Origin of the sequence: Pseudomonas sp. NPDC086251 (assembly GCF_044746405.1) — a bacterium.
In the GTDB taxonomy this organism is placed as follows: domain Bacteria; phylum Pseudomonadota; class Gammaproteobacteria; order Pseudomonadales; family Pseudomonadaceae; genus Aquipseudomonas.
The window spans coordinates 1-25,060 of sequence record NZ_JBIVBY010000046.1 but is presented as its reverse complement, the minus strand read 5'-3'; the positions used below and the strand labels follow the sequence as shown (position 1 = coordinate 25,060).

General features: G+C 59.4%; 25 protein-coding genes. 8 read left to right on the top strand and 17 right to left on the bottom strand.

Going from position 1 to position 25,060, the window contains the following annotated elements:
- Positions 1-3: 3 nt before the first annotated feature.
- Complete coding sequence (locus ACIPL2_RS32155) at positions 4-945, bottom strand: fatty acid desaturase (RefSeq protein ID WP_401363988.1); 942 nt, start codon at positions 943-945, stop codon at positions 4-6.
- A 440-nt stretch (positions 946-1,385) separates the two neighbouring features.
- On the opposite strand from ACIPL2_RS32155, the gene ACIPL2_RS32150 reads away from it, so the two are divergent.
- Entirely contained in the window at positions 1,386-1,823 is a 438-nt protein-coding gene (locus ACIPL2_RS32150; protein ID WP_401363985.1) for a GNAT family N-acetyltransferase, read from the top strand.
- Between the two features lie 59 nt (positions 1,824-1,882).
- Positions 1,883-2,704, top strand: a complete 822-nt coding sequence (locus tag ACIPL2_RS32145) for a class I SAM-dependent methyltransferase (RefSeq protein ID WP_401363982.1) — start codon at positions 1,883-1,885, stop codon at positions 2,702-2,704.
- 145 nt (positions 2,705-2,849) lie between these two features.
- Here the strand turns inward: ACIPL2_RS32145 and def are convergent, their stop codons facing one another.
- From def to ACIPL2_RS32130, 3 genes are all read right to left on the bottom strand, one after another.
- A complete protein-coding gene (gene def, locus ACIPL2_RS32140) occupies positions 2,850-3,389 on the bottom strand; it encodes a peptide deformylase (protein WP_401363979.1) in 540 nt (179 codons plus the stop codon).
- The gene (locus ACIPL2_RS32135; protein ID WP_401363976.1) at positions 3,386-4,342 is read right to left on the bottom strand and encodes a YihY/virulence factor BrkB family protein; all 957 of its coding nucleotides are present in this window, start codon (positions 4,340-4,342) and stop codon (positions 3,386-3,388) included. Before ACIPL2_RS32135 ends, def begins: the two co-directional genes overlap by 4 nt.
- A gap of 172 nt (positions 4,343-4,514) precedes the next feature.
- Complete coding sequence (locus ACIPL2_RS32130; RefSeq protein WP_110748868.1) at positions 4,515-4,706, bottom strand: CsbD family protein; 192 nt, start codon at positions 4,704-4,706, stop codon at positions 4,515-4,517.
- A 200-nt stretch (positions 4,707-4,906) separates the two neighbouring features.
- Between ACIPL2_RS32130 and ACIPL2_RS32125 the strand changes: the two genes are divergently transcribed.
- Positions 4,907-5,284 carry a hypothetical protein gene (locus tag ACIPL2_RS32125; RefSeq protein WP_076028370.1) on the top strand — a complete coding sequence of 126 codons (378 nt, stop codon included), beginning with the start codon at positions 4,907-4,909 and terminating at the stop codon, positions 5,282-5,284.
- Between the two features lie 160 nt (positions 5,285-5,444).
- Here ACIPL2_RS32125 and fadD1 read toward each other — a convergent pair whose 3' ends face one another.
- Together fadD1 and fadD2 are read right to left on the bottom strand one after the other, a co-directional pair.
- Positions 5,445-7,145 (bottom strand): long-chain-fatty-acid--CoA ligase FadD1, encoded by a 1,701-nt coding sequence (fadD1, locus tag ACIPL2_RS32120; RefSeq protein ID WP_401363972.1) that lies wholly within the window; start codon positions 7,143-7,145, stop codon positions 5,445-5,447.
- Between the two features lie 383 nt (positions 7,146-7,528).
- A complete protein-coding gene (fadD2, locus tag ACIPL2_RS32115) occupies positions 7,529-9,217 on the bottom strand; it encodes a long-chain-fatty-acid--CoA ligase FadD2 (protein WP_401363969.1) in 1,689 nt (562 codons plus the stop codon).
- A 252-nt stretch (positions 9,218-9,469) separates the two neighbouring features.
- Between fadD2 and ACIPL2_RS32110 the strand changes: the two genes are divergently transcribed.
- Both ACIPL2_RS32110 and ACIPL2_RS32105 read left to right on the top strand, forming a co-directional pair.
- A complete protein-coding gene (locus ACIPL2_RS32110; protein ID WP_401363966.1) occupies positions 9,470-10,414 on the top strand; it encodes a lysophospholipase in 945 nt (314 codons plus the stop codon).
- Between the two features lie 42 nt (positions 10,415-10,456).
- Positions 10,457-10,927 (top strand): MaoC family dehydratase, encoded by a 471-nt coding sequence (locus tag ACIPL2_RS32105; protein WP_008151121.1) that lies wholly within the window; start codon positions 10,457-10,459, stop codon positions 10,925-10,927.
- Positions 10,928-11,030: 103 nt separating this feature from the next.
- Here the strand turns inward: ACIPL2_RS32105 and ACIPL2_RS32100 are convergent, their stop codons facing one another.
- The 4 genes from ACIPL2_RS32100 to ACIPL2_RS32085 all read right to left on the bottom strand — a co-directional run bounded on the left by ACIPL2_RS32100 (position 11,031) and on the right by ACIPL2_RS32085 (position 14,709).
- Positions 11,031-11,891 carry an efflux RND transporter periplasmic adaptor subunit gene (locus ACIPL2_RS32100; RefSeq protein WP_401363962.1) on the bottom strand — a complete coding sequence of 287 codons (861 nt, stop codon included), beginning with the start codon at positions 11,889-11,891 and terminating at the stop codon, positions 11,031-11,033.
- Between the two features lie 11 nt (positions 11,892-11,902).
- Positions 11,903-12,109, bottom strand: coding sequence for a DUF1656 domain-containing protein (locus tag ACIPL2_RS32095; RefSeq protein WP_059402975.1), 207 nt, complete (start codon positions 12,107-12,109; stop codon positions 11,903-11,905).
- The gene (locus ACIPL2_RS32090; RefSeq protein WP_401363958.1) at positions 12,096-14,084 is read right to left on the bottom strand and encodes an FUSC family protein; all 1,989 of its coding nucleotides are present in this window, start codon (positions 14,082-14,084) and stop codon (positions 12,096-12,098) included. Before ACIPL2_RS32090 ends, ACIPL2_RS32095 begins: the two co-directional genes overlap by 14 nt.
- Before the next feature lie 157 nt (positions 14,085-14,241).
- Positions 14,242-14,709, bottom strand: coding sequence for a PA2169 family four-helix-bundle protein (locus ACIPL2_RS32085; protein WP_401363955.1), 468 nt, complete (start codon positions 14,707-14,709; stop codon positions 14,242-14,244).
- Positions 14,710-14,912: 203 nt separating this feature from the next.
- Between ACIPL2_RS32085 and ACIPL2_RS32080 the strand changes: the two genes are divergently transcribed.
- Both ACIPL2_RS32080 and ACIPL2_RS32075 read left to right on the top strand, forming a co-directional pair.
- Positions 14,913-15,149 (top strand): DUF3820 family protein, encoded by a 237-nt coding sequence (locus tag ACIPL2_RS32080; protein WP_007949456.1) that lies wholly within the window; start codon positions 14,913-14,915, stop codon positions 15,147-15,149.
- 17 nt (positions 15,150-15,166) lie between these two features.
- Positions 15,167-16,348 carry an aminotransferase class V-fold PLP-dependent enzyme gene (locus ACIPL2_RS32075; protein ID WP_401363952.1) on the top strand — a complete coding sequence of 394 codons (1,182 nt, stop codon included), beginning with the start codon at positions 15,167-15,169 and terminating at the stop codon, positions 16,346-16,348.
- 2 nt (positions 16,349-16,350) lie between these two features.
- Here the strand turns inward: ACIPL2_RS32075 and ACIPL2_RS32070 are convergent, their stop codons facing one another.
- The 4 genes from ACIPL2_RS32070 to zwf form a co-directional block, all read right to left on the bottom strand.
- Positions 16,351-17,076, bottom strand: a complete 726-nt coding sequence (locus ACIPL2_RS32070) for an intradiol ring-cleavage dioxygenase (protein WP_401363949.1) — start codon at positions 17,074-17,076, stop codon at positions 16,351-16,353.
- 265 nt (positions 17,077-17,341) lie between these two features.
- Positions 17,342-18,007, bottom strand: coding sequence for a bifunctional 4-hydroxy-2-oxoglutarate aldolase/2-dehydro-3-deoxy-phosphogluconate aldolase (locus tag ACIPL2_RS32065; protein ID WP_401363946.1), 666 nt, complete (start codon positions 18,005-18,007; stop codon positions 17,342-17,344).
- Between the two features lie 17 nt (positions 18,008-18,024).
- On the bottom strand, positions 18,025-18,738 hold the full coding sequence (gene pgl / locus ACIPL2_RS32060) for a 6-phosphogluconolactonase (RefSeq protein WP_401363943.1): 714 nt from the start codon (positions 18,736-18,738) through the stop codon (positions 18,025-18,027).
- Entirely contained in the window at positions 18,725-20,191 is a 1,467-nt protein-coding gene (gene zwf, locus ACIPL2_RS32055; protein ID WP_401363940.1) for a glucose-6-phosphate dehydrogenase, read from the bottom strand. The genes pgl and zwf overlap by 14 nt, the downstream gene beginning before the upstream one ends.
- A gap of 239 nt (positions 20,192-20,430) precedes the next feature.
- On the opposite strand from zwf, the gene ACIPL2_RS32050 reads away from it, so the two are divergent.
- Positions 20,431-21,291 (top strand): MurR/RpiR family transcriptional regulator, encoded by an 861-nt coding sequence (locus ACIPL2_RS32050; protein WP_177318169.1) that lies wholly within the window; start codon positions 20,431-20,433, stop codon positions 21,289-21,291.
- A gap of 146 nt (positions 21,292-21,437) precedes the next feature.
- Here ACIPL2_RS32050 and ACIPL2_RS32045 read toward each other — a convergent pair whose 3' ends face one another.
- The 3 genes from ACIPL2_RS32045 to ACIPL2_RS32035 form a co-directional block, all read right to left on the bottom strand.
- Positions 21,438-22,292, bottom strand: a complete 855-nt coding sequence (locus ACIPL2_RS32045; protein ID WP_401363937.1) for a D-hexose-6-phosphate mutarotase — start codon at positions 22,290-22,292, stop codon at positions 21,438-21,440.
- A gap of 115 nt (positions 22,293-22,407) precedes the next feature.
- Complete coding sequence (locus ACIPL2_RS32040; protein ID WP_401363934.1) at positions 22,408-23,754, bottom strand: carbohydrate porin; 1,347 nt, start codon at positions 23,752-23,754, stop codon at positions 22,408-22,410.
- Between the two features lie 221 nt (positions 23,755-23,975).
- The coding region (locus ACIPL2_RS32035; RefSeq protein WP_401363931.1) for an ABC transporter ATP-binding protein at positions 23,976-25,060 on the bottom strand (1,085 nt) is incomplete at its 5' end.

Sequence of the window (25,060 nt, the reverse complement as noted above, 5' to 3'; positions counted from 1 at the left end):
AAATCAGTGGAACGGGTGTTGCGGGCTGTCGATGGCCTTGACCGCATTCTCGCGCCACAACCGACCATAACCCTGCACCAGGAACCCGCCACTGCGCGCCAACCATTGTTCGCGGCGCGCGTGATAGGCACGGGGCAAGTCGTACCAGGGCAGGCTCGGCAAGTCGTGATGCACCAGGTGAAAGTTGAGGTTCAGGAATAACCAGCGCCACGGCCATGCCGCTTCATTGAGCACAGTGCGTTGCTCGGGTTGTGCATGCGGTCGGTGTTCATAGTAAGAGCGGATCATCGCAATCGAAAGCGCCGGCACGCTGATCAGCAACAGGTAATGCCACACGGGCAGCACGCTGAAGCGGGCGATGAACAGCAACATCAACAGGGTCAGCGCGCCGTGGGTCAGCCACATCAACCACGCCTGCAGCTCGCCCGATCTCAGGCGTTGCAGTTCCTCCCGGGCCAGCGCCAGCAACGCCAGCGGTGCACCGAGGGCGAAGCGTCCGAGCACGGTTTTGTTCAGCCAGTGCAGGCTTTGTTCGAACAACGAACTGCCCCGCCACTGCTCGGCGCTCAGGTAACGGCTTTCCGGATCGAGACCAGGGAGCGTCAGGTCTTCATCGCAGTGATGCAGCAAATGGCTGTCGCGATAAAGGGTGTAGGGATACCAGACGGCGAACGGTGCATAACCAAGGATTTTGTTCAGCGATGTCCAACGGGTGGGATGGCCGTGCAGCAGTTCGTGCTGCACGGACAGCCAAAGCACCACCAACGGAATCAACAGCAATGTGCTCCACCACAGCCCCAACCGCGCGCTGCCCAGCACAAGGCTGAACCAGCCGGCGTACACGCCGATCAGCAGCAACCAGGTCGGCCATTCGGTGCGGGCGGTCAGGCGTTGGCGCAGGGTGTCGATTTCTTCACGGTGGGCGCTATCGAAGTAATGGGGCATGGCGTTGCTCAGATCGGGGACCAGTCCCTCTCTGTGCAATGGCGCAGGGAAATCTTGCAGATTATTTGTTTATTTCAACAAGCCCCTGTAGGAGCTGTCGAGTAAAACGAGGCTGCGATCTTTTGATCTTGATCTTTTCGGGATCGCTGAAAAAAGCAAGATCAAAAGATCGCAGCCTCGTTTTTACTCGACAGCTCCTACAAGGGATATGGGTGTGGCTTGGCGCTTAGTGACCGAACACATCCACCTTCTTGGCCTTCTTGTCCGCACGCTTTTCATCGGCGGTTTTCGCCGGTTTTTTCTTTGCTGCTTTCTTTGAATCCATGCCTTTGGCCATGATACGTACTCCACTCATACGGGATGTGAGATCAGGTATACACCTATCCCCGCACGCGCGTTCTTTTATAATCGTGCGCCTTGCGTACCGACAGTCCAATCCTATGCCCAACACCCAATACACCTTGCTCGCCGAGCCTATGTGGCCCTTGATGAACAAGTTTTATCGTGCCCACCAATCGCCGATGAAAGCGGTCCGCGACGCTCAATTGTGGGTGGCCAGGCGCGACGAGATCATTGGCGCGCTGTGTTTGCGCCCGGTGGCGGACGGGCATTGGCTGACGGGTTTGTTTGTCGACCCTGCGTGTCGCGAACAAGGGATTGCCGCCGCGCTGATCGCCCAGGCAGTCAAGAATCTTGAAGGCCCGGTCTGGCTGTTTTGTCACCCGGACTTGCGCGGTTTTTATGAGCGCCGTGGCTTTGCCTTCGACCCGCCCTTGCCGTATGCATTGGCCGAGCGCCTGAGCCGATACGCCCGCAGCAAACCGATGATTGCCATGGGCTTAGAACCGTTGGTGAGGTCGACCGTCGATAATGTGTGATCGACCGGTGATACCTGCATGCTAGCCTCGGGGTCGACTTCGACTTCTCAGGATTTTTCATGAAACCTGCCCTTCTGGCTTTGACGCTCGCTACCTTGCTCAGCCCCACTTTCAGCCATGCCACCGACGCCCGACCCGTGTCTGCCGAGCAGTATGCCAACGTGCTGAAAGGCTCATGGCGAGCGCCGGAGAACGTGGCGCGCGATGGCTACCGTCATCCGCAGCAGTCGCTGCAGTTCTTTGGATTGGGGCCGCATCAGACGGTCATAGAAATCACGCCCGGCAACGGTTGGTACAGCGAACTGCTGGCACCGTTGCTCAAGGATCACGGGCAGTATGTCGCCGCCGTGCAGGCGCCGACGGTCAGTGAGTACGCGCGCAAGAACGAAGAAAAGCTCAAGGCGAAATTCGCCGCGGCGCCAGCGCAATACGCCAGTGCCCAGGTGTTGGAGTTCGACCCTAAAGCACCGGCGCTAGGCCAACCCGGTTCAGCGGACACCGTGCTGACCTTTCGCAACGTGCACAACTGGGTGCTGGCAGAAACGGCGCCGCTGATGTTCGAGGCGTTCTTCAAGGTGCTGAAACCGGGTGGCGTGCTCGGTGTGGTGGATCACCGGGCGAAGGACGGGGCGTCGCTGGACGACATCAAACACAGCGGCTACCTGACCACCGATTACGTGGTGAAACTGGCGACGGATGCGGGGTTCAAGCTTGAGCGACAGAGCGAGATCAATGCCAATCCGAAGGACACCAAGGATTACCCGGAAGGCGTCTGGACGTTGCCACCGGCGTTGACGTTGGGGGATAAGGATCGGGTGAAGTATGTGGCGATCGGCGAGTCGGACCGGATGACGTTGCGGTTCGTTAAACCCGCCAAGTGATGCACTAAAGACCCATGGAGATCAAATGTGGGAGCGGGCTTGCTCGCGAAGGCGGAGTGTCAGTCGACTGCGATGTTGACTGACACTCCGCCTTCGCGAGCAAGCCCGCTCCCACATTAGGTTTGTGGTGGTTTCAAGGATTCAGTCAGTCGTCCGCGTTGGGATCAAGGTCCGGGAACATCACTTCGGTGAACCCGAACTTGCTGAAATCAGTGATGCGCGACGGGTACAGCCGGCCGATCAGGTGATCGCATTCATGTTGCACCACCCGCGCATGGAACCCCTCGGCAATACGCACGATCGGATTGCCCTTGGGATCGAAACCTTCATAACGAATCTGCTGATAGCGATCCACCGCGCCGCGCAGGCCGGGCACTGACAGGCAACCTTCAAAACCTTCTTCCAGCGTCGGGCTCAGCGGTGTGATCAGCGGGTTGATCAGGATGGTCTGCGGCACCGCTTCGGCGTCCGGGTAGCGCTCGCTGTGCTCGAAACCGAAGATCACCAATTGCAGGTCGACGCCGATCTGCGGCGCGGCCAGGCCGACGCCACCGACGCTTTCCATGGTCTGGAACATGTCGTCAATCAGTTGCCACAATTCAGGGCTGTCGAACATCTCGGCAGGCACCGGCGGCGCAATGCGCAGCAGGCGTTCATCGCCCATTTTCAGAATTTCACGGATCATTTTATGACTTCGTCAGTGGGCGGCTTGATCGAGTGGTCCCGACCCAGTCCGGAAACATGTTGTTTAGGTTCGTGATCGAGCTCGCCGGGGACTTTTTCGCCATCATTCTTGCCTTCGGTCGACATGTGCTCGATCACCGCATTCATTTCGGCGCCGAGCAGCAGCACCGCGGCGGAAATGTAGAAGTACAGCAACAGCACGATGATCGCGCCGATACTGCCATACATGGCGTTGTAGTTGGCGAACTCCTTGACGTACAGACCGAAGCCCAGCGACGCGATGATCCACACCACCACTGCCAGCACCGAGCCTGGGGTGATAAAGCGAAACTCCTGTTTGACGTCGGGCATGACGTAATAAATCAGCGCCACCGCCATCATCAACAGAATCACCACCACCGGCCAACGGACGATGGTCCAGAGCGTCACGATGAAGTCTTCAAGGCCGACTTGCGAGGCGATCCACTCCATCACCTGCGGCCCGAGCACCATCAGCGCGGCGGCGATCAGCAGCATGCCGGCGATGCCGACGGTGTAGATGATCGACAGCGGAAAGCGCTTCCACGCCGGCCGGCCCTCGACCACGTCGTAGGCCGCGTTCATCGCGCTCATCATCAGCCGCACACCGGCGGACGCCGTCCACAGGGCGATCACGATACCCACCGACAGCAAGCCACCCTTGGATTGCTGAAGCTGGTCGATCACCGGGTTAACCTGCTCCAGCGCCTGGGGCGGCAGGACCAGTTCCGATTGCAGGCGCAGCCAGGAGAAGAAGTCCGGCAGGTGCAGGAAACCGATCAAGGCAATCAGGAAGAGAATGAAGGGAAACAGCGAAAACAGCATTTGATAGGCCAGCGCCGAGGCATAGGTCGACATCTCGTCGTCGACGAACTCGGTGACCGTGCGCATCATCACACGGTGGATGGACAAGCCTTTCATGTGTGGGAAAAACATTAGCGTCTCCTTTCGCCGCAAAATTTGGTCGAAGTCGGGGCGACTCAGGGGCCGTTTTCTACATCAAAGTAGCGTACTTGGCGACTTTGAAACAATTTCCTTGCGCAAGTTCAGGCTGACACAAAAACGGCCATCCGTGGATGGCCGTCTCTTGTTCTCTTCAAAGGCCGGATCAAGCCTTGTCGACGCCTTTCTTGATCGCGTCCTTGGCTTTGCCGACCGCTTGCTGGGCTTCGCCTTTCTTTTCCTGCACCACGCCTTCGGCGCGCATTTTGTCGTTACCGGTGGCCTTGCCGACACCTTGCTTGACGTTGCCGGCGGCTTCGTTGGCCATGCCTTTTACTTTATCGCCAGTGCTGCTCATGGTGTTTCTCCTGTGAACAAATCAATGAGAAAAGTCGTTACACAAGGATTGACCGGAGGGGTTTGCACGGAGTTTCATTTATTTTCAGCAGGACATTTCATCGATCACCGCAGGTTGGGCTTTATGTTTGCCGACCAACCCCCGAGAATGCGCAACGTATTCAGGCCATGGCGCTGAAGATCCAATCCCGTAGGAATGTTATGAAACTCGATAAAAAGCAGGCCATTGCCCGCAGAAACCAGGAACTCGGCGGTGCTGTGCTTGGCGTCAACAACTGCCATTTCACCGAATTGAACCGCAACCGCAACATCTGGTGGTTCGATATCCCTGTCGCACGCCTGGCCGTTGGTCAGTACGAGTGGGTTCACCTGCTGATGCACACGCCGGAAACCGACGAACTGCTGCACCTGAAAGTGCCGACGGTGTTCCTGCGCGAGAAACTTGAAGGCCTGGTGGTGCGCAATGAAGGCAAGCGCAAAGCAGCGTTGAGCCTGGAATTGAGCGCGGATAAGGATTCGTACCTGCAGGACATGCGTCCGGCGGGCACCAACGTCAATTTCGCGCAGTTCCGTCTTTAACAGCAAAAGCTTCGCGAGCAAGCCCGCTCCCACATTTAATCGAGTTCCTCAAGCAGGAATGCAATCAAATGTGGGAGCGGGCTTGCTCGCGAAGGCGGCCTGACAGTCACTAAAGATTTCCCGCTGCCAACAAAAAGCCCCGCATCTGCGGGGCTTTTGTTTAGGCGCCTACTTTCTTCACGCCAAGTTTCTTCAGTTCCTCATCGCGCAGTTCGCGACGCAGGATCTTGCCGACGTTGGTGGTCGGCAGGGCATCGCGGAACTCCACGGAACGCGGCACCTTGTAGCCGGTGACGTTGGCGCGCATGTGCTCCATCACCTGTTCCTTGGTCAGCGTGACGCCTGGTTTGGCGACGATGAAGATCTTGATCGCCTCGCCCGATTTCTCGTCCGGCACGCCGATGGCGGCGCATTGCAGCACGCCCGGCAGGGTCGCCAGCACGTCTTCGAGCTCGTTCGGGTACACGTTGAAACCAGAGACCAGGATCATGTCTTTCTTGCGATCGACAATGCGCATGTAGCCATCAGGCTGGATCAGCGCGATGTCACCGGTCTTCAACCAGCCTTCGCTGTCGAGGATTTCATCGGTGGCTTCCTGGCGTTGCCAGTAGCCCTTCATCACCTGCGGACCTTTCACACACAGCTCGCCGATTTCGCCCATCGGCTGCTCAACGCCGGCATCGTCGATGACCTTGCACAGGGTCGAAGGAACCGGGATACCGATGGTGCCGATCTGGATGTTCTGGATCGGATTGACCGTCGCCACCGGGCTGGTTTCGGTCATGCCGTAACCTTCACAAATGGAGCAACCAGTGACCGCTTTCCAGCGCTCGGCCGCCGCCAGTTGCAGGGCCATGCCGCCGGACAAGGTGATTTTCAGGGCGGAGAAATCCAGCTTGCGGAACCCTTCGTTATTGCACAGGGCCACGAACAGCGTGTTCAGGCCGACGAAACCGCTGAACTTCCACTTCGACAGTTCCTTGACCATCGCCGTCAGGTCGCGCGGGTTGCTGATCAGGATGTTGTGGTTGCCGATCAGCATCATCGCCATGCAATGAAAGGTGAACGCATAGATGTGGTACAGCGGCAGCGGCGTGATCAGGATCTCGCAACCTTCGTTGAGGTTGGAGCCCATCAGCGCCTTGCACTGCAACATGTTCGCCACCAGGTTGCGGTGGGTCAGCATTGCGCCCTTGGCCACGCCGGTGGTGCCGCCGGTGTATTGCAGCACTGCGACGTCACTGCTCGCCGGGTTGGCTTCAGCCACTGGCTGGCCATGGCCCTTGCTCAGCACGTCGTTGAACTTGATGGCCTTGGGCAAGTGATACGCCGGGACCATCTTCTTCACGTACTTGATGACGCTGTTGACCAGCAGGCGCTTGAGCGGCGGCAGCAGGTCGGCCACTTCAGTGACGATCACGTGCTTGACGCCGGTTTTCGGCACGACGGTCTGCGCCAGATGCGCCATGTTGGCCAGGCAGACCAGAGCTTTGGCACCGGAGTCGTTGAATTGGTGTTCCATTTCCCGCGCGGTGTACAGCGGGTTGGTGTTGACCACGATCAGCCCGGCGCGGATGGCCCCGAAGACGGCGACCGGGTACTGCAACACGTTGGGCAGTTGCACGGCGATTCGATCGCCCGGCTTCAAATCGGTATGCTGTTGCAGGTAAGCGGCAAAGGCACCGGACAATTCGTACAGTTCACCGTAGGTGATTGTCTTGCCCAGGTTGCTGAATGCCGGCTTGTTGGCAAAGCGTTGGCAGGACTGCTTCAACACCGCCTGAATATTCGGATACTCGTCTGGATTGATGTCGGCAGCAATCCCGGCAGGGTACTTATCCTTCCAAAAGTCTTCGATCATGGAAGCCCACTCCTCAGCAACGCGAATTCATCACCGCATTTGATGCGATTATTATTGGTGTGTGTTTTTGGTGTCTATTTGTTGGTGAGTCTGGCTTTTTTCTAAGGCCGAGAAGTCACAAGCGCGCCGAGAGTAGCAGCTTTGCCAAGGGTCGACTAGAGCCAAAAACCGCCTCTACAGTCACGATTTTGACTCTTGATTATCAAATAGTCATTTTTAGAGTAAAGATTCTATAAGGCCTTGAGAGCCTCTGAATCCGGGGCTTTTCAGTACCCCAAAAGCTTCGCGGGCAAGCTTCGCTCCTACAGGTTTGATGTCGGTCACACCGAACCTGTAGGAGCGAGGCTTGCCCGCGAACCGCGCGAAGCGCGGCCATTCACCACTCAAGCAATATCGCGCAACTCCCGCCGCAAGATCTTGCCCACCGGCGTCATCGGCAACGACTCACGCAGCACGATGTGCTTAGGCACTTTGTACGCCGTGAAGTTTTCCTTGCAGTAAGCCTTCAACTCTTCAAGGCTGACCCCCGATTCACGGGCCACCACAAACAGCTTCACCGCCTCCCCCGAACGCTCGTCCGGTACGCCGATCACCGCGCAGTTGGCGACTTTCGGGTGAGCCATCACCACGTCTTCGATCTCGTTCGGGTACACGTTGAAACCCGAGACGATGATCATGTCCTTCTTGCGATCGACGATGCGCACAAACCCGTCCGGGTCGATCACCGCGATGTCGCCCGACTTGAACCAGCCCTCGGCATCCAGCACTTCGTGGGTGGCTTCGGGTTTCTGCCAGTAGCCCTTCATGATCTGCGGGCCCTTGATGCACAGTTCGCCGCGCTCGCCCAACGGCTGCTCGACGCCCTCGTCATTGATGACTTTCAGCGTGGTGCCCGGCACCGGCAAGCCGACCGTGCCGAGGCGCGACTTGTCGCCGTACGGGTTGGTGCAGGCCACCGGCGAGGTTTCGGTCAGGCCGTAACCTTCGGTGATGCGGCACCCGGTGAGCTGTTCCCAGCGCTCGGCGGTAGCCTTGACCAGCGCGGTGCCGCCGGAGTTGGTGAGTTTGAGGCTGGAGAAATCCAGGGTCTTGAAATCCGGGTGATCCATCAGCGCGACAAATAGTGTGTTGAGCCCGAGCAACGCCGAGAAGCGCCAGTTTTTCAGCTCCTTGATGAAGCCCTTGATGTCCCGTGGATTGGTGATCAGTACGTTGTGATTGCCCGACACCATCATGCACATGCAGTTCGCGGTGAAGGCATAGATGTGGTACAGCGGCAGCGGCGCGATCATCACCTCCTGCCCTTCGCGCAACAGTGGCTGACCGTCATTGCCCGACTGCTCCAGGCACGCCCGCACCTGCTGCATGTTGGCTACCAGGTTGCCATGGGTCAGCATCGCGCCCTTGGCCAGGCCGGTGGTGCCGCCGGTGTATTGCAGCACGGCGATGTCGCCAAGACTGGCGTTCAGCGGCTTGATTCCCAGGCCCCGACCCAGACGCAGCGCACTCTTGAAGGAAATGGCCTGCGGCAAGTTATAGGCCGGCACCATCTTCTTGACCTTGCTCACCATCGTGTTGACCAGCCAGCCCTTGGCGCCGGGCATCAAGTCGCCCATCTTCGCTTCGATCAGGTACTGGATGTCGGTATCGGGGAGCACTTCCTGGACCTTCGCCCCGAACATGTTCAGGTAGATCAGCGCCCGGGCACCGGAATCCTTGAACTGATGACGCATCTCCCGCGCGGTATACAGCGGGTTGGTGTTGACCACGATCAGCCCGGCGCGCAAGGCACCGAACACGGCAATCGGGTAATGCAGGATGTTGGGCATCTGCACCGCAATGCGATCCCCCGGCACCAGGTCGGTGTGGGCTTGCAGGTAGCCGGCGAACGCTGCGCTGTAGCGTTCCAGTTCGGCGTAGGTCAGGGTTACGCCCATGTTGCTGAATGCCGGGCGGTCAGCAAATTTCTTGCAGGAACGCTCGAACACCTCGATCACCGACTTATAGGCCCCTTGATCGATGTCCAGGGGCACGCCGGCCGGGCGTTTGTCATTCCAGAAATCAGGTTGCATTGTTCTTGTCCTCTTTACCTGAACCTATCCGGGGCCGCTTTTCTGCCCTTTCTCTCTTATCCCTCAAAAAGCAGAAACAGCGAAAAGCGGAGCTTCACGGACACTAGCAGCTATGGCGAATCAGGCAAATATGCCAAAGGCCGTCATTGATCGTGTGAATCTTCCTGCCGTGGCGTGGCCTGATCAGACGGCAAGCGAAGGATGCGCTATACAATGCTGCTAGCCCGTGCCCACGCATGCAAAGGAACCGCCATGATCCACGACACTTTCTGGCTGACCGCGAGTGACCGCAGCCGCCTCTTCGTCAACCAGTGGCTGCCCGAGCCGCCTTTAAAAGCAGTGATCCTGTTGGCGCACGGTATGGCGGAACACACTGGCCGCTACGCCCGGCTGGCGGAAAAACTCTGTGATCAGGGCTATGGCGTCTACGCGCCAGACCTGCGCGGACATGGCAAAACTGCCGAAAACGGGACACTGGGCCATTTCGCCGACGACGATGGCTGGTGCAAGGTGGTGGGCGACCTGGCGAGCCTCAACCAGCACATCGGTCAACAGCATCCCGGCGTGCCGATTGTGCTGCTCGGCCACAGCATGGGCAGCTACATCGCCCAGGCGTATCTGCTGCACCACAGCGCCAGCCTGCATGGTGCGGTGCTCAGCGGTTCGAACTTCCAGCCCGTAGCGCTTTATCGCGCGGCGCGGCAGATCGCCCGTCTGGAAAAATTGCGTCAGGGCCCCAAGGGTCGTAGCGCGCTGATCGAATGGTTGTCGTTCGGCTCGTTCAACAAGCAATTCAAGCCTGCGCGCACGCGGTTTGACTGGCTCAGCCGTGATCCGGCGGAGGTCGATCTGTACGCCAATGACCCGCTTTGCGGCTTTCGCTGCACCAATCAGCTGTGGATCGATTTGCTCGGCGGCTTGCAGCAAATCAGCAAAGCGTCCAATCTCGCTCAGATCGATCCGGGCCTGCCGCTGCTGGTGATCGGCGGTGAATGTGATCCGGTGAGCGAAGGCAAACGTCTGAAAGATCTGGCCCATGCGTTGCGCGCGGCCGGCAGCCAGCACCTGCAACTGACTATTTACCCGCAGGCACGGCATGAATTGTTCAACGAGAGCAATCGCGATGAAGTGATCAATGACGTGTTGAACTGGATCGCCCAGGCGCTGAGCCACCGTCGGCCACCCAGATCGGAATAGTTTTTTTGTGAATTTATTTATTCGTGACAGGAATTGAAACAGATGACCCAGGTTACCAACACCCCTTACGAAGCCCTCGAAGTCGGCCAGACCGCCAGCTATAGCAAAACGGTCGAAGAGCGCGACATTCAGTTGTTCGCCGCGATGTCCGGCGATCACAACCCGGTACACCTGGACGCAGAATTCGCCGCGGGCACCATGTTCAAGGAGCGCATCGCTCACGGCATGTTCAGCGGCGCACTGATCAGTGCAGCGGTGGCTTGCGAGCTGCCTGGGCCGGGGACGATCTATATCGGCCAGCAGATGAGCTTTCAAAAGCCGGTGAAGATCGGCGACACCTTGACGGTGCGGCTGGAGATTCTCGAGAAACTGCCGAAGTTTCGCGTGCGGATTGCCACCCGAGTGTTCAATCAGCGCGATGAGTTGGTGGTGGATGGCGAGGCGGAGATTCTGGCGCCGCGCAAGCAACAGACGGTGACTTTGCCGACATTGCCTGCGATCAGCATTGGCTGATTGGCTTAGAAGATCGCAGCCTCGTTTCTCTCGACAGCTCCTACAGGGTTTTGCGCACACCTGTAGGAGCTGTCGAGTAAAACGAGGCTGCGATCTCTTGATCTCAAGGCGCTTCCTGCACCTGCACACTCGCGGTCATCCCCGAACTCAAATTCATCCCTTCTGGCACGTTGTCGAGCTTGATCCGCACCGGAATCCGCTGCGCCAGCCTCACCCAGTTAAACGTCGGCTCCACCTCCGCCAGCAGCTGCCCATCCGGCGTGGTGTTGCGGTCGGTAATCCCGCGGCTGATGCTTTCGACATGCCCCTGCAACGCCTCGCCGGCGCTCATCAACCAGACCTTGACCGGGTCGCCGACGCGAATCCGTGGCAGTTTGGTTTCTTCGAAATAGGCCTGCACATAGAAGGTCGAATCATCAATCAACGCCATCACCGATTGGCCGGCATTCACGTAGTTGCCTTCAGCCAGGCGCAGGTTGGTGATGTGCCCATTGCGCGGCGCGTGGACCTGGCTGCGGGCCAGGTTGAGCTCCGCGACCTTGGCTTCGGCCTGGGCTTCACGCAGTTCACCCCGAGCGATGCCGGCGTTGATCTGCGCGTTCTCCCGCAGTTCGGCGCTGATCGCTTGCGGCCCGAGACTGGCGCGGCGACTGGCTTCGCGCTCACGCAGATTGAGCTGTTGCTGGCGCGTCTCGACCACCGCTTTCGCCTTCTCCAGCGCGGCAACGAAGCGATCTCGATCGATGCTCAGCAACAGGTCGCCGACCTTGACCGGCTGGTTGTCGAAGGCCTTGAGTTCACGCACCCAGCCCGACACGTCCGGGGCGATGACCACCACATCGGCGCGGATCCGCGCGTCGCGGGTCCAGGGCGTCAACATGTAGTACTGCCATAAATGGAAACCGGCAAAAATCGCCACCGCCACCAGGCACAGGGTTACCGCGACACGTACGGGTGTACGCATGTTCAACTCCTTTATAAAGGTCCAAGGACGACGGTGATCACGGTCAATACACAGACGTACAAGGCGCAATCAAATAGCGCTTCGTGCCAGATCCAGCGACCGGCCGGTGTCAGGCGCAACAGCAGGCGCAAAGCACCGGTGACCAGCAGCGCCAGCAACACATAAATCAAAAACGGACTGAGCAGCACGCCACCCACTGACCACTCACGCAAGCCCATGGCTTTCCTCCTGCTGACGACACCAGGCACGCCAACTGTTTTGCAATTGCAGCACCGCACCTTGGGCTAGTTTCACCGCGTCGCTGGGCGGCAGCGCGTACAAGGTCTTGAGCAATTCTTCGCTCGGTTGCGCCAACGCCTCGGCGCGGCTGCCGGCCGGGCCTTGCTCCAGGACCTTTTCCAGTTGCTCCAGATAGCGCCGTTGCGCCGCGCTGACCGGTGCCTGTGCCACGGCGAGGCTCAAGCGCAGATGCAGCAATTCGTCGCCGATATCCAGGCCGAGCAAACCGTCGTCCCAGCGGCTGCGCGCCGGTTCCGGCAGTTCAGGATAGTGCCGCGCCAGTTGCAGCAAGCGATCGGCCATGCGCCCACCGAACCAGCTTTCGGCACCGCGCAGGTTGCGTCGGGTCAGGCGCACCAGATCGTGGAGCGTGGCCGCCAACAACCGTCGGCCGTGCCACGTCGGATTTCGCAGGATCAGCAGATGAAACGCCAGCACCGCTGCACCGACCCCGACGATCATGGCTTGAGCGCTGTTGAAGAACGTCGCGACATCGAATTTCATCGTGTTGAGCGGCGCGACCAGGACAATGAAGTGCAGACAGAACGAAGTGGCCGTGGCGCCGATCTGTGGCTTGGCCATGCCCAGCGCTCCGAGGAACAGCGGCACGCCCATGCCCATGCACAGCAAGGCAAAACCGCTCCATTGCGGCAGCAGAATCTGCCCGACAAAAAACGCCGTCGGCACGGCCAGAAAAATCCCGCGCATAAAACTCATGCCGATTTGCGCACCGTTCTCGCGGCTGGCAAACAGGCTGCAGACCACACACGTCAACACCAGCGCACCCGATGCAGCAGGCCATGCCGTCGCCAACCAGAAACACGAGACCACCAGAAAGGCCAATGCACTGCGCGCACCGAACACCAGCGCCAATGATAGGTCTCGGTGAGGGGTCAAGGTGCGCGGCGGATCGACCGTTTCCTTGCCCTCCTCGACCGCTTTCAACGCCGCATTCGCCGCCATGGCGGTATCCATCAGCAAGGTGAAACGGACCAGGCAATAACTCTGCGCGGAGCTGATTTGCGGAGCATGCGAGGCGTCGAGCAATCGTGGCCGTAACGCTTGCAGGGTCGAGGTATCGGCGCTGACCAGCGCCTCCTGAACCTCGACCATCCAGTGCAGCAATTGCTTGGATTCCTGGGGTTCCAACTGCTTCCACTGACGGCGCACCGAACGGGCGATGCGCAGCAGCATCAACAGTTTCTGACTCAGGCCGCTGATCGCACGCGCACGCTGCCGACCGAGGCCGCCTTCGAACCAGGCGTGCTCGCGCTGGGCATCCACCGCGACAATTCTGCCGAGAATTTCCAACAGGCCTCTGCGCGCCTGACCATCGCCGGCCAGGGTCGCGCGCGCGGCATTCATCCCGCTTTGCCAGGCGGCTCGCGCCTGATCCGCCAGTTGCCGTTCGACGCGCATCGGCCACAGCAACGCACTGGCGGCGGTGGCGCAGAGAATGCCCAGGCAGATTTCCGTGCAACGCGCCACGGCCTGATCGAACACCGTCAGCGGATGGGTAATGGCCGGCAGCGCGATGATCGCCACCGTGTAACCGGCCAGCACAAATGAATACGACCAAGCGCTGCGCAGCAAGGTCGAACTCGCCGTACACAGCCCGAGCCACAGCGCCAAGGCCAACAGGAACAACCAGGGCGTCTGAGCGAACAAGCCCATGAACACCACCGACATGATCGTCCCGACCAGCGTCCCCAACAGCCGCGCCAGGCCTTTTTGCACCACCATTCCGGACAAGGGCTGGGCAACGATGAACGCGGTCATCAAGGCCCAGGCCGGTTGCTCCAGGCCCCAGCGCAACGCCAGCCACAGCGCCAGGCCTCCGCCGATCAAGGTCTTGATCGCGAACTGCAAGGCGCGGCGGTCAGGCGCGAATAAAGCCTGCAAAGTGATAGGCACGTAGAGGACTCTTGGGAAGACGATTTAACGATAGACCGCTTCGGTTGATTCACTTGAAAAACAAATTATTAGCTAGCTATCTATACCCCGTCCAGCGCTAATTCCCAGGCACAAAAAAACGCCAGACTGGCTGGCGTTTTTGACAGGCTTTGCGCGCTTACGAGCGTGCGCGAGCCTGGTTACGCAAGGCTTTTACCTGATCGTGATTGCGCTGTACGCCGTGGTACTGACGCTCAACCAGGTCACGAATGCCCACCAGGTTGTGCTTGTTGATTTTTTCCATGGCTTCTTTGTAAGCCTTCAGCGCATGATCTTCACCACGTTCGGCTTCGTTCAGCACGGCTTCTTCATCCTTGCCGGTGAACATCGCTTTCACGTCCACCCAGCGACGGTGCAGGTCACCGCTGACACTGGTGGAGGTTTCCGGATCACCGCCCAACGAGCGCACTGCCGCTTGCAGTTCGGAGGCCGCGGTGGCGCAGTCGGCGGAACGCTGAATGAACAGCGTTTTGAGCTCTGGATGTTTGATGTCTTCAGCGCACGTCTTGAACCCTTCCTGACCGTCTTTGCTGGTTTCAATCAGGTCGTTGAGTACAGAGATCGCTTCTTTATTCATGTCGGTCATTTTCAATTCCTCGCGGGTTGATGAAAGATGCATTAGCTATTGCACCCTGCATGCCAGCTTCGAATTGATTAATTATTCTTTATATTTCAACAAGTTAACTTTTCACCAAAAATCTGTATCCGCTTTTTTTGCATGATCTGTCATTTGGCCTGCATGCAGAATGCCTGTATTTTCCAGACTGTTTGAATCAAGACGACTGATTGATGAACCCTGAAAAGCTCGAACTGCTGATAACCCGTGAAATGCCTTTCGGCAAATACAAGGGCCGAATCATTGCCGACCTGCCCGGCCAATACCTGAACTGGTTCGCCCGGGAAGGTTTCCCCCACGGCGAACTCGGCGGCCTGCTGGCCCTGATGCAGGAAATCGATCACAACGGCCTGTCGGAGTTGCTCGAACCGCTGCGCGCCAAACACGGCAAACCTGCCCCTCGCCACTAATCCTGACTGAGTAACCCATGCCCGATAACACTCGCCGCGCCCGTGATGAAGCCTTTTGGCTGACCTTTGCCGATCGTTATGCTGTTGAACCTGGCCCGGTGAATCTGGAAAACGGTTACTTCGGACGCATGTCCCGAACGGTGGTCGAGGAGTATCAGCGCAACATCGAACTCATCAATCGCAGTAACTCGGTGCATGTGCGGCAGCAATTCGAGGTGATTGAAGGCTTGGATATTCGCGCGCAGCTCGCCGAGTTGATGGGCGTACCCGCCGGCAGCATCGCCCTGACTCGCAATGCTTCGGACGGTTTGCAATCGCTGATCCGCAACTACAACCGTCTGCAGCCGGGCGACCAAGTGCTGATCTGCGACCTGGAATACGACACCGTCAAAGGTGCCATGCGCTGGCTCGCGCGCCATCGTGGCGTGGAAGTGATCGAGATCGAACACGCGCACCCCGCCACGTTCGACAGCTTGCTGGCCACTTACCGTGAAGCCTTCGTGCGTTATCCGCGACTCAAACTGATGGCCCTGACCCACGTCACTCATCGCACCGGGCTGGTGATGCCGGTACAGGCCATTGCCGCGATCGCCAAGGAGCATGGCGTCGACGTGATCCTCGACGGCGCCCACGCGCTTGGCCAACTGGAGTTCAATCTCGACAAACTGGGCATCGCCTTTGCCGGGTACAACCTGCATAAGTGGATCGGTGCGCCGCTGACGCTGGGCTTCATGTACATCGCCCAGGAACGCCTGGCCGACATCGACCCGGACATGGGCGAGATGCATTTTCCGCTCTACGATATTCGCGCCCGCACGCCCTATAGCACGCCGAACATCCCGGCACTGCTGACCCTGCCGCTGGTGTTCGAGGAGCACTGCGCGATGGGGGGTTCTGCCGCCAAGGGCGCTCGGCTCAATTACCTGCGCAACCTGTGGGTGCGCGCGGTGCGCGAGTTGCCGGGCATCGAAGTCCTGACACCGGATGACCCGCGCCTGTATTGCGGTATCACCTCGTTGCGCTTCACCCGGCATGCCGATCAACAGGCAATGGCCGAGCGATTGCTCAACGACTACAACCTGTTCACCGTGGTGCGCAGTGGTGCGGCGTGTGGTCCGTGCATCCGCATCACGCCCGGGCTCACCACCACCGCAGCCGACATGCGCTTGCTGGCCAAGGCACTGACCGAACTGCGCTGACGTCACACGGTGTACTTGTCGAAATCCTCAGGCTTGATTTGTGTCGACACCGCAAACGTGTCGACACCGATGGTTGTGTAGCCAAAAAAACCGTCTTCATTCGAGTCGCGGCCGAGGGTGTGAACCTTCAGGATCGAGGCTTCGCCGCCCATGGTTTCATAGAAATAATCCTCTTCGTTCGTCAACGCCGAGACGGCTCGACCGCGATACTCCCGGGCATTAAGCACCGCGCGCGAGGCGACGCCAGGGAGGTACAGCTGACCGACCCAGGCGACGTGTCGCTCTTGCAGGTAGTTGTTGCCGCCCGTGATGCGCACGGCGACGTGAATGTGCAGCGCGCGGCCGGCATAGAACCCCGGATAGATCGTGGTGAAACGCACGATGCCTTTCTTGTCGGTGAACTGCCCACCGCGCAGGTAAGTGTCGTCGTCGGTGCGCGGGATCGAGCCGATGTCACCGACATCGGCCTCTATGTCCGGATTGACCTTGCTCCAGCCTGAATACGCCCCGCGCGCATTGCAATGCCAGATATCCACCAACGCATCCGTCACCGGATGACCGGTCATGGCATCGACGATCCCCAGCCGTAACACCAAGGGAATACCTTCGGCGCCTTCGCTGATGTTTCTTCTGATGAGTTTGGGGTTTCGGAAATACGGGCCGGCGATTTGTTCCGGGGACAGCTGGTAAATCGGTGGTGTGGGTGCAACTGAGGTGATGTCGTCCATGACGTTCTCTCTTCCATAAGATGAACGCAGGCTAGCACTGGCCGACCATTGGGATGCGGTAACTATGTATCGCATGATGTCCTGTAGGAGCGAGGCTTGCCCGCGAAGACGGTGTGTCAGGTGACATAGATGTTGAAAGTCCCGCCGTCTTCGCGGGCAAGCCTCGCTCCTACAGGTTCTTTGTTTAGGGCAAAAAAAAACGGTGCACCGACCAAGCGCACCGTAAAGCCGTAGAACACACAACGAAGTGTTTGGTAGAAGCCGATCAGTCCAGCAGCGCCAATGCCTCGGCGGTGCATTCCTGGATGCGGGCCCAGTCGCCGTTCTTGATCCATTCCGGATCAAGCATCCAGCTCCCGCCCACGCACATCACGTTTTTCAACGCCATGTAGCTCTTGATGTTGGCCGGGCTGACGCCGCCAGTCGGGCAGAATTTCACTTCGCCGAACGGGCCACCCAACGCCTTGATGGCCGCAACGCCGCCGCTGACTTCCGCCGGGAACAGCTTGAAGCGGCGATAACCCAGGCCGTAGCCTTCCATGATGCCCGAGGCGTTGCTGATGCCTGGCAACAGCGGAATCGGGCTGTCGACGCTGGCTTCGAGCAGGTCACGGGTGATGCCCGGCGTGACGATGAACTGCGAGCCCGCAGCTTCGGCGGCGGCCAGCATGTTGCGATCGAGCACGGTGCCAGCACCGGTCACCAGTTCCGGACGCTGCTCGCGCAGAATCTGGATGGCCTTGAGGCCGAATTGCGAACGCAGGGTCACTTCCAGGGCGGTCAGGCCACCGGCCGCGAGGGCATCGGCCAGCGGCAGGACGTCCTGTTCGCGAGCGATGGTGATCACCGGCAGAATCCGCGCCTTGGCGCAGAGGCTGTCGATCAGGGCAACTTTATCCGCCATGGATACGGTCGGGGAGGTGTTTTTCATAGCGGCTGTTCCTTGGCTCATGGGCACCAGTAAATCTCTAACGTAGGTTGCAGAAACGCGCGAATCGGCATGGCGGCGACATCGTCACCGGCCAATGCGGCACTCAAAGTGGTCAGTTTGGACTGACCGGAAATCGACAGAACGGTGGTCTTGGCCGAAGCCAGCAGCGCACGACTCATGGTCAGGCGCTGATGCGGCACGGTCGGCGCCAGCATTGGGTAGCAACGGCGTGTGCCGTCGACTTTCAAGGCGTCACTCAGGTTTGGACTGTTCGGGAACAACGAGGCGGTGTGCCCGTCGTCGCCCATGCCCAGCACCAGCACGTCGATCGCCGGCAATTCGGCGAGCAAACGGTCAGCCTGCTCGGCCGCTTGTTCCAGGCTGGTACTGGCGCTGTAGAGGCTGAGGAACTGCGCCTTGGCCGCCGGGCCCTGCAACAGGTAACGCTTGAGCAAACCGGCATTGCTGTCGGCGTGCTCGACCGGTACCCAGCGCTCGTCGGCCAGGGTCACGACCACCTTGGACCAGTCGAGTTTCTGCTTGCCCAGGTTCTGGAAAAATGCCACCGGGCTGCGTCCACCGGAGACCACCAGCGTCGCGGTACCGCGCGCGTCGATGGCGTCACTCAGTTGCTTGGCCACCTTCAGCGCCAAACCATCGGCCAGCAGCACCGGGCTCTTGAACTCATGGGCGCTGACGCCCTGAGGCAGTTTCAATTCAGATATCGCCATACCACGACCTCCCATCCCGCGTGATCAGTGCAATGGAACTCATCGGTCCCCAGGAGCCAGCCGCGTACGGCTTGGGCGCATCACCGGATTTTTTCCACCCGGCGATCAACTGGTCGCACCACTTCCACGCGGCTTCGATTTCATCTTTACGGACAAACAGGTTCTGATTGCCGCGCATCACTTCCAGTAACAACCGTTCGTAGGCATCGGGAATCCGTGCGCTGCGCCAGGTGTCGGAAAAATTCAGCTGCAACGGACCGCTGCGCAGCTGCATGCCCTTGTCCAGGCCTTGTTCTTTGGTCATCACACGCAAGGAAATGCCTTCGTCCGGTTGCAGGCGGATAATCAGCTTGTTGCTGATTTGCAGGCGCTGCTCGGGGGCGAAGATGTAGTGCGACGGTTCCTTGAAGTGGATGACGATCTGCGACAGCTTCTGCGGCATGCGCTTGCCGGTACGCAGGTAAAACGGCACGCCGGCCCAACGCCAGTTGCGGATATCGGCACGCAGGGCGACGAAGGTTTCGGTGTCGCTCTGGGTGTTGGAGTTTGGTTCTTCCAGGTAACCGGGCACCGGCTTGCCTTCGCTGTAGCCGGCAATGTACTGGCCGCGCACCACTTGCGTGGTCAGGCCTTCCGGGCTGATCGGCGCCAGCGCCTTGAGCACTTTGACTTTCTCGTCGCGGATACTGTCGGCGGACAGGTCGGCTGGCGGGTCCATGGCGATCAGGCAGAGCAGTTGCAGCAGGTGATTCTGGATCATGTCCCGCAGCTGACCGGCCTTGTCGAAGTAACCCCAGCGGCCTTCGATCCCGACCTTCTCGGCCACGGTGATTTCCACGTGGGAGATGTAGTTCTGGTTCCACTGGGTTTCGAACAGGCTGTTGGCAAAACGCAGGGCGATCAGGTTTTGCACCGTCTCTTTGCCCAGGTAATGGTCGATGCGGTAGGTGCGGTTCTCCGGGAAGTACTGCGCCACGGCGTCGTTGACCTTGCGCGAGGATTCCAGGTCCGAACCGATGGGTTTTTCCAGCACCACGCGGGTATTTTCGCTCAGGCCGACCTTCGACAGGTTCTCGCAGATCGCGCCGTAAACGGCTGCCGGCGTAGCGAAATAGGCAATGACCCGTTGCGCGCTACCCGCCATCTCCGCCAGGGCGACGTAATCGTCAGCCTTGAGGAAATCGACGTGCAAGTAACTCAAGCGCGCCAGGAAACGTTCGACCACGGCTTCGTCCAGTTCCGCACCGACGTAGCGGCGCAGCTCGGAGGCGATGAACGCCAGGTGCTCCTGCTCGCTGCCAGGCTCACGGGCCAGCGCGATAACTCGCGTGTCCTCGTGCAAGAGGCCTGCGCCGTCAAGTTGATAGAGGGCAGGAAACAGCTTGCGCAAGGCCAGATCGCCAAGGGCGCCGAACAAGGCAAAGGTGCACGGTTCAACCGTAATCGAAGGCATGATGTTTGTTCTTTTATCAAGTTAAGCTACAAATACCTTTTTTCAAGGCATCACTCAAGGGAAAATGTAGTAATAACCACAACATTTTCGCAAAATACAGATTCCGAGTGGTGGTCGGTCGGAGCCATCAGTAGGATAGGCCACCGTTACGGGCCCGATCAAAGTCCCAATTTGCATAGTCGAGGCCCTTATTTGCATTGCTCGCTTGTTTGCAGAGCTAAGGAACCTATATGGACCGCGTGCGAAATTTACTGGAACAGATCCAGAATCGCCTTGAAGACCTGAACAAGGCAGAACGCAAAGTCGCCGAAGTGATCCTGCTCAACCCACAGCAGGCCACCCGGTTCAGCATCGCCGCCCTCGCCCAGGCCTCAAAAGTCAGCGAGCCGACGGTCAACCGTTTCTGCCGTTCGTTCGGCGTCAGCGGTTACCCGGAACTCAAGTTGCAGTTGGCGCAAAGCCTGGCCAGTGGCGCGGCGTATGTCAGCCGTGCGGTCGAGGCCGATGACAATCCCGAGGCGTACACGAAAAAGATCTTCGGCAGCGCCATCGCCTCGCTGGACAGTGCCTTGCAGGCGCTGGACCCGAACCTGATCAGCCGCGCCGTCGACCTGCTGATCCAGGCCCGGCAGATCCACTTTTTCGGCCTCGGCGCCTCGGCCCCGGTGGCGCTGGATGCGCAGCACAAGTTTTTCCGTTTCAACCTCGCCGTCACCGCCCACGCGGACGTGCTGATGCAGCGCATGATTGCGTCGGTGGCTCACACTGGCGAGCTGTTCGTGATCATTTCCTACACCGGCCGCACCCGCGAACTGGTGGAAGTGGCGCGTATTGCCCGGGAAAACGGCGCTTCGGTGCTGGGCCTGACGGCCGAGGGGTCGCCATTGGCCAAGGCCAGTACGTTGAGCCTGAACATTCCGTTGCCGGAAGACACCGACATCTATATGCCGATGACGTCGCGGATCATTCAGCTGACGGTGCTCGACGTGCTGGCCACCGGCATGACCTTGCGCCGGGGCGTGGACTTCCAGCCGCATTTGCGCAAGATCAAGGAAAGCCTGAATGCCAGTCGGTATCCGATTGGGGATGAGTTTAATTAGCTCCTCTATTGCCTGCTCGGGCCTCTTCGCGGGCAAGCCTCGCTCCTACAGGATTATCGTCGGCGGCCGATTTCGCGGCCAATCAAAAACCTGTAGGAGCGAGGCTTGCCCGCGAAGAGGCCAGCCACAACACCACAAATCTTGAACTAAACCCCCACCCGCGCCTGCAAACTCAAATGCGCCCGCTCCCCCGGCGCCAGGCTCAGGCTGTCCGTCCCGCCGCTGGCCGCTTCCACGCAGACAAACTCGGAAACCTCATTCCAGCTCACCCCCAGCAACGGCCGCGAGCCCGGATGCCAGACCACGGTGTCCGCATGGTCGCCGGTGTCGATGCACAACTCCCGCTGCCAGGCGTGGTCCTTGAGCTGCAATTCGCCGTCATGCTGGAACACCCGCTGACAGCCGCCATCGACCCGAAGCTCACCTTCCTGCTGGCAAACCTGACGGTTCAACTGGTCGTAACCGTGCGCCCCGTCGAGCCCAGACAGCGCTATCTCGCCGACATCACCAATACGCCAATAGGCGTGCAACGCCTGACTCAATTGGCACGGCAGGCTGTCCTGATGCTCGGTGCTCAAGCGCAAATCCATGCGTTCGCCAAGGTGTGCGTGCAAGTCCACTTGCCAGTCGCACAGCTGAAGTTGCCAGTGCAGGCGCACGCCATCGTCGTCATGGCAGCTGTCGATCAGCTTCCAGTCGATCAACCGTGCCCAACCATGGGACGGCCAGGCGTTTTCGCTGGGATGCCGGCCATACCACGGCCAACACACCGGCACGCCGCCGCGAATCGCCCCGACTTGCGGCCACTTCGCCGCGCACCACAACCAGGGTTTCTGGCCCGTGGGCTGGAAGTGCAGCAACTGCGCGCCCTGCCGACTGAACACCGCCTGACACAGCGGATGATCGATCACCAGCACATCGCGCTTCTGATAGCGCTCCCACGCAAACACCGGACGTTCGCGCAAGGATTTGAAGAAGCGTTGTAGCGGATGCTCAAGCATGTGCCACGGTCCTGAAAATCATCTATCACCCGGGGTGCGCCGCCCCCAAAAAAAAGCGGACAGCCAAGGCTGTCCGCAAAAATGCGCACATAGAGAGGAGCTTATCGCAACAGCGTTAGAACACCGACTGAATTTTCAGGCCGGCGACCAGCGCGTTATCCACTTCATCAACACCGCCCGGGTGAGTGATGTATTGCAGGTTAGGACGCACGGTCAGCCAGTTGGTGACGTGGAAGCCGTAGTTGACCTCGTAGTTGTACTCGGTGGTACGCAGTGGCGCGAACAGTGGATCTTCGTAGTCGGTGACGCCATTGGCAGCGTTGGTCAGCTCGGCGTTTTTCTTCACGTCATCGTTGACATGGATACGGGCGAAACCGATCCCCATGTCATCTTTCGGACGTGCATCGAACGGGCCTTTGTACACAAACATCAGCGACTGGTAGTTGTCGACGATGTTGGTGTCCTTGTCGTGGAACGTGGCGTTGGCAGCGATGTTCAGGCCGCGGGAAGCATCACCGTTGTGGCTGGTGAGTTGTTGTTGCGCCACGAACCAGTAGCCATGCTTGCTGCTGTGGCTGCGAAAGGCGTTGCCGCTGGTGGCGGCATCATCGCCATTAACGTCTTCACGAACGTCATCGGCCTTGGCCGTGCTTTTGTAGTAACCGACACGGTATTCGCCCGGCAGATTGCCAGGGTTAGGCAACCAGACCAGCTCGACCGGCAAGACGGTGCCTGCCGTACCACTGCCGCTGAGTTTGAAGCCGTTACCGTGTTCCAGTTGCGTCGGGTTCTGGTTGTACGCGCCGATCTGCGCATAGAACTCAGGCGAGATGTTGTACTTCACGCGGATCGCGGCCTGGCTGACGGGCCAGTTGTACCAGATGTTGGTCGCCCAGTTACCCACTTGGGAGCCGCAGAACGCCAGGTTCTGGAACTCGCAGGGGAAGGTGTTGAAGTCTTCGCCTTCGCCGAAGTAACCGGCCTTGACGTCCAGTTTGTTGTCGAAGAACTGGTGCTTGATCCACAGTTGGGTCAGACGGACCATGTGGCCACGACCGTAGACTTCCTGCGAGGAACTCAAGGTGCCGGCACGCGGGTCGCCGACACGGTCATTGGAGATGTTTTCACCGTTACGGTTGGTGAACTGGACTTTGGCCTGGGTGTTATCCCAGCCGAACAATTTTTGCAGGTCCAGCGCCGCGCCCAGACCAAACTGGTCGCTGTAGCGCGCGGTCTTGTCGTTGTTGAAACCGCCGTGAAGATTGCCGCCCACTTCACCGACGTAGTCCATCTTGATGTCGATGCCTTGCTCGATCAGCTTGGTCCGCTCACCACCCCAATCACCGGTCATCCATTCAGAATCGGCGCTGAACGCGTCAGCCGCGTGCACACTACCGGCCAGCATCATCGCCGCAACGGCTGACAACTGGCAGATAAGCTGAGCGTTGTTCTTCTTCTTCATCCCTACATCCTCGTTTTATTGTTATTAACTGTTTTTATCTAACGCGGTTACATCGGCTGCGGCGGGTGACAGGCCACCCGCCGGGTATCCCCACTGTGAGAGCGGGCCGTTGTGGGAGCTGGCCTGCCGGCGATGCAGACGCCTCGGTTTAACGTCAAACCGATTTGCTGCTATCGCTGGCAGGCCAGCTCCCACACACACCCCATTCCCACATTTGTTCTTCAGCGGCCTTTGAATTGAGTGACGTTGGCAGGGTGCGGCTCGGCTTGCGGCAGACCGGCCACCCCCAGGCGCTCACCGGTCTTGGCATCGAACAACAGCACTTTCGATGGATCGAATTGCAGGGTCAGGGTCTCGCCGACATTGGGCGCGACGTCCGGTGCCAGGCGGCAGCAAACCTTGGTCTCGTTGAGATTGACGAACACCAGCGTGTCGGGACCGGTCGGTTCAGTGACCTGGACTTCGGCGCGAATGGTCGGCAAACCGTTCGGCTCGCCGTTCGCCAACACGATCTGCTCCGGGCGCAGGCCGAGGATCACTTCGCGGTCTTCAAGGCCGGCGTCCTGCATGCCCAGCGGCAATTCGCAGCGCGCCTGACCGCTGTCGAGCAACGCCACCAGACGACCGTCCTGGCGCTGCAAGCGCAGGGGGATGAAGTTCATTGGCGGCGAACCGATGAAGCTCGCCACGAACAGGTTGGCCGGGTTGTTGTAGATGTCTTTCGGCGTGCCGAACTGCTGAATGATCCCGTCCTTCATCACCGCCACTTTGTCGCCCAGGGTCATGGCTTCGATCTGGTCGTGCGTCACGTAGACCGTGGTGGTTTTCAGGCGCTGGTGCATCAGTTTCATTTCGGTACGCATCTCGACGCGCAGCTTGGCGTCGAGGTTGGACAGCGGTTCGTCGAACAGGTAAATCTTCGGCCGCCGCGCCAGGGCACGGCCCATGGCCACGCGCTGTTGCTGACCGCCAGAGAGCTGGCCGGGCTTGCGGTTGAGCAAGTGTTCGATCTGCAACAGCTTGGCCACCCGCGCCACTTCCGCTTCGATGTCGGCGGCGGGCATTTTGCGGATCTTCAAGCCGAAGGCGATGTTCTCGCGCACGCTCATGGTCGGGTACAGCGCGTAGGACTGGAACACCATGGCGATGTCGCGGTCCTTGGGGCTCATGCCGCTGACGTCCTGGTCACCGATCATGATCGCGCCGCCGGTGATGGTTTCCAGGCCGGCGATGCAATTCATCAGGGTCGACTTGCCGCAACCCGAAGGCCCCACCAACAACACCAACACACACACCTTGATCGACA